The sequence below is a fragment of the Mesorhizobium sp. P3_A9 genome, from assembly GCF_056402975.1.
On the sequence record NZ_JBFUGJ010000233.1, the window covers coordinates 1 to 9,640 of the forward strand.

The 9,640-nt window shown below is 64.8% G+C and carries 12 protein-coding genes and 1 pseudogene; 9 read left to right on the plus strand and 4 right to left on the minus strand.

The features are described from left to right. The first annotated feature begins 143 nt into the window (after window positions 1-143). Window positions 144-866: a pseudouridine synthase gene (locus tag AC1DX0_RS24840; protein ID WP_477222752.1), complete on the plus strand. Its 723-nt coding sequence runs from the start codon at window positions 144-146 to the stop codon at window positions 864-866. Between the two features lie 71 nt (window positions 867-937). Here AC1DX0_RS24840 and AC1DX0_RS24845 read toward each other — a convergent pair whose 3' ends face one another. Then, window positions 938-1,207: a cyclase gene (locus tag AC1DX0_RS24845; protein ID WP_477222753.1), complete on the minus strand. Its 270-nt coding sequence runs from the start codon at window positions 1,205-1,207 to the stop codon at window positions 938-940. Window positions 1,208-1,781: 574 nt separating this feature from the next. Between AC1DX0_RS24845 and AC1DX0_RS24850 the strand changes: the two genes are divergently transcribed. The 4 genes and pseudogenes from AC1DX0_RS24850 to AC1DX0_RS24865 all read left to right on the plus strand — a co-directional run. Then, window positions 1,782-2,528, plus strand: a complete 747-nt coding sequence (locus AC1DX0_RS24850; RefSeq protein WP_477357181.1) for an SDR family NAD(P)-dependent oxidoreductase — start codon at window positions 1,782-1,784, stop codon at window positions 2,526-2,528. A gap of 42 nt (window positions 2,529-2,570) precedes the next feature. After that, a complete protein-coding gene (locus AC1DX0_RS24855; RefSeq protein ID WP_477357183.1) occupies window positions 2,571-3,635 on the plus strand; it encodes an RNA polymerase subunit sigma-70 in 1,065 nt (354 codons plus the stop codon). 97 nt (window positions 3,636-3,732) lie between these two features. Beyond that, window positions 3,733-4,134, plus strand: coding sequence for a VOC family protein (locus AC1DX0_RS24860; protein WP_477222756.1), 402 nt, complete (start codon window positions 3,733-3,735; stop codon window positions 4,132-4,134). Between the two features lie 615 nt (window positions 4,135-4,749). Beyond that, a pseudogene (locus tag AC1DX0_RS24865) lies at window positions 4,750-4,863 on the plus strand (IS5/IS1182 family transposase); the annotation flags it as partial. A gap of 82 nt (window positions 4,864-4,945) precedes the next feature. Here the strand turns inward: AC1DX0_RS24865 and AC1DX0_RS24870 are convergent. Next, complete coding sequence (locus AC1DX0_RS24870) at window positions 4,946-5,527, minus strand: histidine phosphatase family protein (protein ID WP_477222757.1); 582 nt, start codon at window positions 5,525-5,527, stop codon at window positions 4,946-4,948. Window positions 5,528-5,775: 248 nt separating this feature from the next. Between AC1DX0_RS24870 and AC1DX0_RS24875 the strand changes: the two genes are divergently transcribed. Both AC1DX0_RS24875 and AC1DX0_RS24880 read left to right on the plus strand, forming a co-directional pair. Then, window positions 5,776-6,225 carry a universal stress protein gene (locus AC1DX0_RS24875; protein ID WP_477222758.1) on the plus strand — a complete coding sequence of 150 codons (450 nt, stop codon included), beginning with the start codon at window positions 5,776-5,778 and terminating at the stop codon, window positions 6,223-6,225. Between the two features lie 119 nt (window positions 6,226-6,344). After that, complete coding sequence (locus AC1DX0_RS24880) at window positions 6,345-6,902, plus strand: sugar O-acetyltransferase (RefSeq protein ID WP_477222759.1); 558 nt, start codon at window positions 6,345-6,347, stop codon at window positions 6,900-6,902. 9 nt (window positions 6,903-6,911) lie between these two features. Here AC1DX0_RS24880 and AC1DX0_RS24885 read toward each other — a convergent pair whose 3' ends face one another. Then, entirely contained in the window at window positions 6,912-7,661 is a 750-nt protein-coding gene (locus tag AC1DX0_RS24885; RefSeq protein WP_477222760.1) for a sulfite exporter TauE/SafE family protein, read from the minus strand. 15 nt (window positions 7,662-7,676) lie between these two features. After that, window positions 7,677-7,877: a hypothetical protein gene (locus tag AC1DX0_RS24890; RefSeq protein WP_477222761.1), complete on the minus strand. Its 201-nt coding sequence runs from the start codon at window positions 7,875-7,877 to the stop codon at window positions 7,677-7,679. Window positions 7,878-8,003: 126 nt separating this feature from the next. Between AC1DX0_RS24890 and AC1DX0_RS24895 the strand changes: the two genes are divergently transcribed. After that, window positions 8,004-8,879, plus strand: coding sequence for a LysR substrate-binding domain-containing protein (locus AC1DX0_RS24895; RefSeq protein ID WP_477222762.1), 876 nt, complete (start codon window positions 8,004-8,006; stop codon window positions 8,877-8,879). Window positions 8,880-9,045: 166 nt separating this feature from the next. Further along, a complete protein-coding gene (locus AC1DX0_RS24900) occupies window positions 9,046-9,546 on the plus strand; it encodes an Lrp/AsnC family transcriptional regulator (protein WP_477357185.1) in 501 nt (166 codons plus the stop codon). The last annotated feature ends 94 nt before the right edge of the window (window positions 9,547-9,640 follow it).

Below are 9,640 nucleotides of genomic sequence, written 5' to 3' on the forward strand. Positions count from 1 at the left end.
GGTTATGCCAGCGCGCCCGCCGCCGGCAGCTTGCGAACTCGCCCCCGCCCGTGCCATCAGTCGGCCCAACCGACACCAGAGCGACGGCCATGACACCACGGCGGACACACGATGCCGATAGACCGGCGACCACGAGGCCACATATGGCCAAGTCCCCCGGCGTCAGCCTGAACCGCGCGCTGTCCAAACTCGGCCTGTGCTCGCGCACGCAGGCTGAGGTGCTGATTGCCGAGGGCCGCGTGCGCGTCGGCGGCAAGGTTGCGCGTGACGCCTCGCTGCGCGTCGACCTCACCCGCGACCGCATCGTCGTCGATGGCGAGCAAATCGTTGCCGAGCGCAAGGTCTATGTCATGCTCAACAAGCCGCGCGGGCTGGTCACCACTCGCGACGACCCGCAACAGCGCGACACTGTCTATGCCTGCCTCGAAGGGCTCGACCTGCCCTTCGTCTCGCCGGTCGGCCGCCTCGACAAGGCGAGCGAAGGCCTGCTTTTGATGACAAACGACACGCATTTCGCCAACCGACTGATGGACCCCGCCTCGCATCTGCCCAAGACCTATCACGTGCAGGTCGGCGCGGTGCCGGACGAAGCGATGCTGGAAACGCTGCGCGCGGGCGTCACCGTCGACGGCGAGACCCTGACGGCAAACTCGATCGCGCTTTTGCGCAGCGGCGGCCGCACCGCCTGGCTGGAGATCGTGCTCGACGAGGGCCGCAACCGCCACATCCGCCGCCTGCTCGCCGCCCACGGCATCGAGGTCAAGCGCCTCATCCGCATCGCCATCGGCGGACTGCCTCTAGGCGACCTCGCCAAGGGTACGGCGCGGCACCTGACGGCGGAGGAGCTGGCGCTGCTGGCCGGCTGAGCAAAATCCCACCCGCCAGGCAGGAAGCAGGCCCGGCCATTCATTGCAGCACTGTCAGTCAGGGCGGTCAATCAAGTCTTGTTGGTGATCCACATGGTTGGCGCGCCGACCACGCCGGCGTTTCCCATCGCCTCTTTCAATTTTGGGTTTTTGATGAAGGCCTGCGCCTCGGCGACACTGGCGAAATCGTGCGTCACGGTGACGTCGTTGGGGTTGTCCGCCGCCTGATAGACGGTCTCTGCCTTCACGCCGCCGGCCTTTTGGACCGGGGCGAACCCGTCATAGACTTTGCGCCAGGCCTTGTAGTCGGACACGGTATGTCTCACGAAGAGCGTCGTCATCGTACATTCCTCCCAGGTTGTCGATGCGCCCAAGAGGTCGGCGATGGGCCGTCCAGTTTATCGCCTCAAGCGGATCTTTGGCAAACGCGGGGACGACGATCGGGGGGTGGTTCAGTTTGAAAACCAGAGGCGTTTATCGCGAACCTCCACCTAGGTATGACCTAGCGATGAAAAGATCGCGAGGAGATAGAGTGCGAAGAAACCGGGGACGCTCATCGCGGCGGCGGCGACGAATATCAGGATGCGCACGCCAAGTGGCAAATTCCTGACGAATATTCCAACAGCGAACAAAACGATTGCCACCACGGTCGGGACCCCGACATTGGCAACAAGCGACTGAAGATTTGCACTCATTATGCGGCTGACTTTTTATGCGGCTCGCGCGGTCCCGGTTTGGGCGCAACGGCGTGCATCTTCTCGCAAAGATCGTCCATTGACCAGAACGGCTGCGACACGCCTGCCTCGCGGGCAGCCTGAGAGAATTCTTCACCCCCCACCGATGATTTCCACCCACCCGCGCTGTCTTCACCTACAGGCGCCGGAATCCTCCGGGCCGGAAGAAGCGAGATGAGCCATGCAATCGTTGAAAGGTCAAAATGTCGTCGTGGTCGGAGGCAGCCGGGGTGTCGGCCGTTCGATCGTGGAAGCTGCGCTCAGCGAAGGAGCAACCGTGCTTGCCGTCGCTCGCAGCACGGAAGCTTTGAAGGAGCTCTCCTGGGAAGCGTCTGAAGTGACGACGCTTGCCGCCGACGCCACGCAGGACACTGCGCCCGACGCGGTGTTTGCCACCATGCAGCCGGACGTGCTGGTGATCTCGGCCGGTGCCTTCGCTCCGTCGGCCTCCATCCAGGACCAGAGCTGGGACGATTTCTCGGCGAATTGGGARRCGGACGTCAAGGCRTCGTTCCTGTTCTGCAAGGCCGCCCTGCAAGGGGGGCTGAAACCGGGCAGCCGCGTGGTGCTGATCTCCAGCGGCGCGGCATTCAGCGGCGGCCCGCCGAACTCCGGCGGCTATTCCGGCGCCAAGCGCATGCAGATGTTCCTGGCCGCCCACAGCCAGAAAGAAGCTGACCGGCTGGGGCTTGGCCTGCGCTTCATGGCGCTGGCGCCGATGCGCATCATGGCCGGCACCGGCGTCGGCCAGCGCGGCATTTCGAGCATCTCCGCCTATCTCGGCATCAGCCCGGCGGATTTCCTGGCCAGCATGAGCGATGTGCAGACACCCGCCGATGTCGGACGCGCCGTGGTCGCGCTCGCCGGCGGCAAGGCGCATGGAACTGCCTTCACGGTGAGCGGCAGCGGCCTTGCGGCGGCGGGATGAGGCGCGCAGGATGAGAGATAAACTCCGCACGGCAGGCTCGACATGACAGACGCTCCCGGCCCGCTTGAGCCGCTGAGCCCGACAGGCAGGCCGATCCTCGATCGGCCGGCCTTCGAGCGCCTGACGACGACCCACCGCCGTGCGCTGAAGCTGCATTGCTACCGGATGATGGGCTCGCTGCATGAGGCCGACGACCTCGTCCAGGAGACGTTGCTGAAGGCCTGGCGCGGCCGCGCGCAATTCGACGGGCGCGGCTCACCGCGCGGCTGGCTCTACACCATCGCCACCAACGCCTGCCTCAACGCCATCAAGGCGMGGTCGWCCGCGCATCGCATTCTCGAGCCGCCGGACCGGCCGCCGACCGCGGGCCGCGCCGCCGCCGGGCCGGCCGCCGAGCTTTCCTGGCTGGAGCCTTACCCCGACGCCGAGCTGCCGGACCTTGTCGACGGCGAACCCGGCCCGGAGGCACGCTATGAGACAAGCGAAGCGGTGCGGCTGGCCTTCGTCGCCGCCATCCAGCTGCTGCCGCCCCGGCAACGCGCAGCCCTTCTGCTGTGCGACGTGCTCGGCTGGTCGGCGCTGGAGACCGCGCAGTTGCTGGGCGGCTCGACCGCCTCGGTCAACAGCGCCTTGCAGCGGGCGCGTGCGACGATGGCGCTGCGCTATCCGCAGGGACGTCCCTTGCAGCGATCGCAGCCCAACCCGGAGGAAGGTGCGCTGCTCGACCGTTACATGCAGGCCTGGCAGGCGGCCAATCTCGACGGCTTCATCGCGCTGCTGCGCGAGGACGCCACTTATCACATGCCGCCATGGTTGGACTGGTACCAGGGACGCCAGGCGATCCACGATTTCTTCAAAACCGTGTGGAGCAATTTCGCCAGCTACCGCGCGGTGGCGACACGGGCCAACGGCCAGCCTGCGGTCGCGGTCTACGCGCGGCGTCATCAGGAGACGGAATGGCGCGCGCAGTCGCTGCATGTCATCGAGCCGGCCGATGGCGGCATCGCCTCGCTGACGGTCTATGTCGGCCCGCTCGCGGCAGACCTGTTCGCCGCCTTCGGCCTGCCGCCAATGGTGCAGGAGAGCTGGTCCGAACCGGAAGCGTAGCCGTCGGGCTCCTCTCCTGACAGAAAGCTGTCAGGAGGCCTGGCCTATAGATCGGTCGGGAGCCGGGTCGCGGCTTCAGCGATCAAGGAGCCCTGCGATGAATTTCGTCTCTGTCCGCATCATCACCTCGGATGTCCAGCGCCTCGTGCGCTTCTACGGCGAGATCACCGGCATGCCGGTTACGGTCTACACGGAAGACTTCGCCGAACTCGCGACACCTTCCTGCACGCTGGCGATCGGCAGCACGCGCACCTTGATGCTGTTCGGCGGCGACATCGCCCGGCCCGCCGACAACCACACCGCCATCCTCGAATTCCGCGTCGGCGACGTCGATGCCGAATTCGCCCGGCTGTCGGACACGATCAGGACCGTGACCGTGCAGCAGCCGACCACCATGCCCTGGGGCAACCGCTCGCTGCTGTTTCGCGACCCCGACGGCAATCTGGTGAATTTCTTCACGCCGGTGAGCGCCGAGGCGATCCGGAAGTTCGACAAGTAACAGTCGAGCTGCGCGGGCTCAAATTCGTGCAGCGCCAGACATCCGGAATTGGCCTCCCCAACTTTCGTCATCCTAGGTCGTGAACCCATAAACGCGAACGGCTGAGATGAGGTGGAAAGCGGACTAAACGCTTGGACGGCTCAACCAGTAGTCGTTCTGCCAGTCTGCGTAGCCAAGCAATTCACCAAATCGCCGTTCGCGATCACGGGACCACGCGCCGGGTTGAGCGAGGAGCGTCCGAAAGGCGTCGATCCGCCACTCCTCGCCTGGCAACGAATAGAAGATTGAGCGACACTGGAACTGTGGTCGTTCAGGGGCTGGATCATGGAATTCACGCTTGATAAAGCGCCCCAAGCCAACGTGCCTATCGAACATTCGCCAATATCGGACAAGGCAATCTGGCTCGTGACCAGCCACATCCATGAAGTATGCGAGCGGCTTTACCCCTCTGAGCATTAAGCCGAGTTCTCGGTTCGTGTGAACCAGGTACGGGAGCTGTAGAAGCCGTTTCGGCAGCATAGCTTCGCTCTAAAGGCGCGGCGTTTAAATTCCGCTAAGGGTCGTTTGCCGACTTGCTGCTTTCACATCGCGCCGGATTCTGATTCAGGGCTCACCATGAGCCGATATGACCTGACAGACTTTGAATGGCGCGTGATCGAGCCGCTGCTACCCAACAAGCCAAGAGGTGTATCGCGTGTTGATGATCGGCGCGTGCTGACCGGCATCTTGCCGCCGTCAAGCTCGTCGCTATCCGCATCTGGCTACGCAGTAATGAGTCTACGGCCTAGGGCGGAGCAAGGAGCGATGCCCCCTACTTCCCATTCCACTTGCGCACGACCGGCTCGCTGAGATCATGCTCGTAGCCGAGCACGCTGATGCTGGCTGTATCGAGCACGAACAGCGCCCCGCCTTCCGGCGGCAGGCCGACCCAGCGGGCGGCGAGCACACGCAAGAAATGCGCGCTGGAAAAGATCAGTATGTCGGCATTAACCTTGCGCAAGGCGGCGATGATCCTGTCGGCGCGGGCGCCGACATCGGCGGCCATCTCGCCTTTTGGGCAGCCGTCGCGAAACACGTTCCAGCCCGGCCGCTCGGCCAGGATCTCTTTCGTGGTTCGTCCTTCGTAGGCGCCGTAGTCCCACTCCTGCAGATCGTCGTTTCTGACGCTTGTCGCGCCAAAGCCGGCCAGCACGCTGGTGTTGTAGGCGCGCTGTGAGGGGCTCGACCACACCGCCGAGAACGACAGGCCCTTGAGCCGCTCGGCCACGCCCCGCGCGGCCGCTTCGCCTGCCGGCGTCAGCGGCATGTCGGTGCGGCCGGTATGCTGCCCCGAAAGGCTCCATGCCGTCTCGCCATGCCGGACCAGGTGGATTTGCGGATATGCGTTGCTCATGGGCTGCCTTTCAATGTCGCCGGCACCTTAGAGGACGATGGAGCACAGGGGAATTCGGGGCGGCGTCGAAAGTCTGTGATCTGGACCGGGCGGCGCCGAGGCCGACCATTGGTCCACCCTCGGCTGTCCTTGATCCACGTGTCGCTGGACCTGTGAGGAAGCCCATGGCGCAACTATATCAGGATAAGCCGCTCCAAGGCTCCCGCCACCCCAAGGGCACCGGCCCTTGCACAACAGGTCAGAAGATCATGTACAAACATCTGCTCATCGCCACCGACGGATCGGAACTGGCCGACAAGGGCGTTGCCCACGGCCTCACCTTGGCAAAAGGCATCGGCGCCACCGTCACCTTTGTCACGGTTTCCGAACAATTCCCGATCTTCGCCTGGGGCGGCGCCATGGCCGGCTATGCGGCGGGCGATGAACTGGCCGTCTACCAGGAAGAATCGCGCAAATACGGCAAGGAGGTTCTGGCCAAGTGCAAGGCATCGGCCGATGCCGCCGGCGTGTCCGCTGAGGTGGTCCATGTCGAGGACAAACGGCCCGCCGAAGCGATCCTGGAACTGTCGCAGACCTTGGGCTGCGACCTGGTCGTGATGGCCTCGCATGGCCGCCGCGGACTGGGCAAGCTGCTTCTCGGCAGCCAGACGGCTGAAGTGCTTTCCTACACCGAAATCCCGGTGCTGGTGGTTCGATAGAGCGGCCTCTTCACGCTGGAACCGGCTTTCGGAATCATGCTCAAACAACAGCCGGGGTTATCCCGGCGCGGCTGTCATGCGCCACATTCGTTCGACCGCGCCCCTGAGGAAAATGACGAATGGCGCATGAGGATCGCACCAGGATAATCGCCGGCAGAACGCCGGAATCGGCGGCCATGCTGGCGGACGTCAAGCGGGCGATGGCGATCACCGCCAACCTCAACCGTTTGACATTCAACGACGCGGACGAGGTCCGCGCTTTGTTCAGCGAACTCATCGGCAGACAAGTCGACGACAGTTTTCTGCTGATCCCGCCCTTCTACACGACCGGTGGAGCCGAGATCCGCGTTGGGCGCAATGTCTTCATCAATCAGAACTGCACGTTTTATGATCTTGGCGGGCTCGACATTGCCGACGATGTGCTGATCGGGCCGAATGTCAGCCTCATCACATCGGGCCATCCGCTCGAACCGTCGCGACGGCGCGCCTTCACCACCGCAAAGCCGATCGTCATCGAACGCAACGTCTGGATCGCCGCCGGCGCAACGGTTATCGGCGGCGTGACGGTGGGCGAGAACTCTGTTGTCGCGGCGGGCTCGGTGGTGACCAGGGACGTTCCCCCGAACACGCTTGTCGGCGGAAACCCGGCGAGGATTATCAGGTCGATTGCCGAGTGAGGGGCAACCTCACCACAGCGCCTCCAACATCAGATACGCCCCCAGCACCAGCAGCCCGCCAAGGAAYACTTTTCGAAACGTCTCGACGCTCATCGTCTGGCGCAGCGCCTGGCCGATGAACATGCCGGCCAACGCTGGCACCAGCGCCATGATCGACCCCGAAAGCTGCGCCGTCGGCGACACAAAAGCGCCCGTCCGGAACAGGCCGATGGCAAGAGACGCCGTCGAGACGGTGAAGGACAGGCCAAGCGCCTGGATGAGATCGTCCTTCTCCAGCCGCAGCGATTGCAGATAGGGCACCGCCGGGATGACGAAGACGCCGGTGGCGCCGGTGACCAGCCCGGTGGCCACACCGATCAGCGGTGAGGCCCACGCCTCGTGGCGCGCCGGCGTGGTGAAGCCAAGCTTGAGCAGGCCGAGAACGGCGTAGAGCACCAGTGCTGCGCCGAGCCCTGCCGAGGCCGCGCCCGTATGCGTGCCGGTGAGCACCCCGGCCCCGGCGACGGTGCCTAGCATGATGCCGGCCATCATCGTCCACAGCCGCTTGACGAGGCCGGCGAAGGAGGGGCCGGTGAACAACTGCCAGAGATTGGTGACCAGCGATGGGATCAACAGCAGGGCCGCGGCTTCAGCCGGCGGCATCGTCACCACCAGCAATCCCATCGCCACGGTCGGCAGCCCCATGCCGACGACGCCCTTGACGAAGCCGGCGGCCAGAAAGACCGCACCGATCCAGGCAATGATGCCGGCACTCAGCATGACCGCACCACGGTATCAGTCATGCAGCAGCATGTCCGTCGCATCGGCATCAGGGTTGGGTTTCGCCAGCGCGGCTTCATGGCTGAGCGAAGCCGTTGTCGTACATCCCGGCAAGCTGGGCTGCGCCTGCGCCATGGCAAGAAAAGCCACGGCGACCGCCAGCACGATGGCCATGGTTTCAAGAAGGCCGGGCCGGCCTGTCCCTTTTTCGCTCATCGCACATCTCCCATCGCAAAAGATTTGACTGACATGCGGCCCGCGCACAATGTGGAAGTTGCGCTGTCAGCCTTCGCCCTGGCCGAAGGCTGTGGCCGAAGCCGCACGGCCCGCAGGAGCAGAAAGATGCGCTTCGATCTTACCGATCTCCGGCTGTTCCTGCTGGTGGCCGAGCGCGGCAGCATCACCCATGGCGCCGAGCTTGCCGGGCTGGCGCTGGCCTCGGCGAGCGCCCGCATCAAGGGCATGGAGGAGCGGCTCGGCGCGCCGCTGCTGGAGCGCCGCCGCCGTGGCGTGGTGCCGACGGCGGCCGGCCAGGCGCTGCTGCACCATGCGCGGGCCGTGCAGAACCAGATCGAGGCGATGGCCGGCGACCTCGGCGCCTATGCCGGCGGCCTGCGGGCGCGTGTACGGCTGATGGCCAACACCGCCGCCACGGCCGAGCTGCTGCGCGACCTCCTGCCGGCATTCCTGGTCGCGCATCCCGGCATCGACATCGATCTGGACGAACGCCCCAGCCACGAGATCGCCGAGGCCGTGGCCAGCGGTGCCGCCGACCTCGGCATTGCCGCGACCTGGGCCGGTCTTTCGCATCTCGAGCAGAGACCGTTCTTCGTCGACCGCCTGGTGGTGATCACCGCTCGCGACTGGCCGGGGCTTGCTGGCCTGCACGTCGTCAACCTCGCCGATATCCTGAGCGAATCCTTTGTTGGCCTCAGCCTCGGCCACGCGCTGCAGGAGCACATCACCCGCCAGGCCGCCAGGCTCGGCGGCCACCTGCACATCCGCATCCGCGTGCCTGGGCTCGACAATGTCTGCCGGCTGGTCGCGCAAGGTGCGGGCATCGCCATCGTGCCGGAAAGTGCCGCGCGCCGCTCCGCGCGCACACTGCGCAGCCTGCGCCTCAGCGACGACTGGGCGACCCGCCAGCTCAACCTCTGCGCCCGCAGTTTTGAAGAGCTGACGCCACAGGCAAAGCTGCTGGCCGCCACGCTGGCTTGAGCCAGACAGCCGAACAGAAAGGCAGGTGCAACCTAGCGCCGGCCGGCGCACGATTGCCATTTCTGCTGAAAACAACGCCTTGCTTTCTAGAAATCCTTGACATAGCCTGTTTTCATATTGGCAAAAAGATTGCCGATATTTTTTCTCTTTATGAAAGACTGGCATTTTGCGGGAACATCTCGATCTGACCGATCGGCGGCTGGTCAAACAGCTGTCGCAGGACGCACAGCCGGGCATCAACCGCCTCGCCGAGATCCTGGCGATTTCGGTGCCGACGGTGCGCTCGCGGCTGCGCAATCTGCTCGACCGCAATCTGCTCAAGATCGTCGGCCTGTTGAACCTGACCGAGCGGCCCGAGCTGATCTCGGCCATTGTCGGCATCAATGCCCAGGGGCGCGGCCGGGCCCGCGAACTGGCGCAGCGCATTTCCGAACTGCCTTTCGTCAACTCGGCTTCGGTGGTCACCGGGCGCTTCGACATCATCGTCGACGTGACGGTGGCCGGTGACGTCGCCGACCTCTACCGCGTCACCAGCGAGCTGATCCCGGGCGCCGGCGAGCCGGGCGAAGTCRTGCGCAGCGAGACCTTCGTCGTCATGGCGTCCTGCAACAAATGGGTCAGCYTKCCSGAAGGCTGCTGGTCTGACGACCGCAAGGAGCCGGCATGAAGATCGYGGTTCTCGGCGGCCTCGGCCTGCAAGGCCGGGCGGCMATCGCCGATCTCGTCGCCAGCGGTGTCGAGGAGGTGATCTGCGTCGTCAC

What these genes read in the sequence shown, in the direction of transcription:
- AC1DX0_RS24840 (WP_477222752.1), top strand. Translation starts at nt 144, where the DNA reads ATGGCCAAGTCCCCCGGCGTCAGCCTGAACCGCGCGCTGTCCAAACTC.
- AC1DX0_RS24845 (WP_477222753.1), bottom strand. Translation starts at nt 1,207, where the DNA reads ATGACGACGCTCTTCGTGAGACATACCGTGTCCGACTACAAGGCCTGG.
- AC1DX0_RS24860 (WP_477222756.1), top strand. Translation starts at nt 3,733, where the DNA reads ATGAATTTCGTCTCTGTCCGCATCATCACCTCGGATGTCCAGCGCCTC.
- AC1DX0_RS24870 (WP_477222757.1), bottom strand. Translation starts at nt 5,527, where the DNA reads ATGAGCAACGCATATCCGCAAATCCACCTGGTCCGGCATGGCGAGACG.
- AC1DX0_RS24875 (WP_477222758.1), top strand. Translation starts at nt 5,776, where the DNA reads ATGTACAAACATCTGCTCATCGCCACCGACGGATCGGAACTGGCCGAC.
- AC1DX0_RS24880 (WP_477222759.1), top strand. Translation starts at nt 6,345, where the DNA reads ATGGCGCATGAGGATCGCACCAGGATAATCGCCGGCAGAACGCCGGAA.
- AC1DX0_RS24890 (WP_477222761.1), bottom strand. Translation starts at nt 7,877, where the DNA reads ATGAGCGAAAAAGGGACAGGCCGGCCCGGCCTTCTTGAAACCATGGCC.
- AC1DX0_RS24895 (WP_477222762.1), top strand. Translation starts at nt 8,004, where the DNA reads ATGCGCTTCGATCTTACCGATCTCCGGCTGTTCCTGCTGGTGGCCGAG.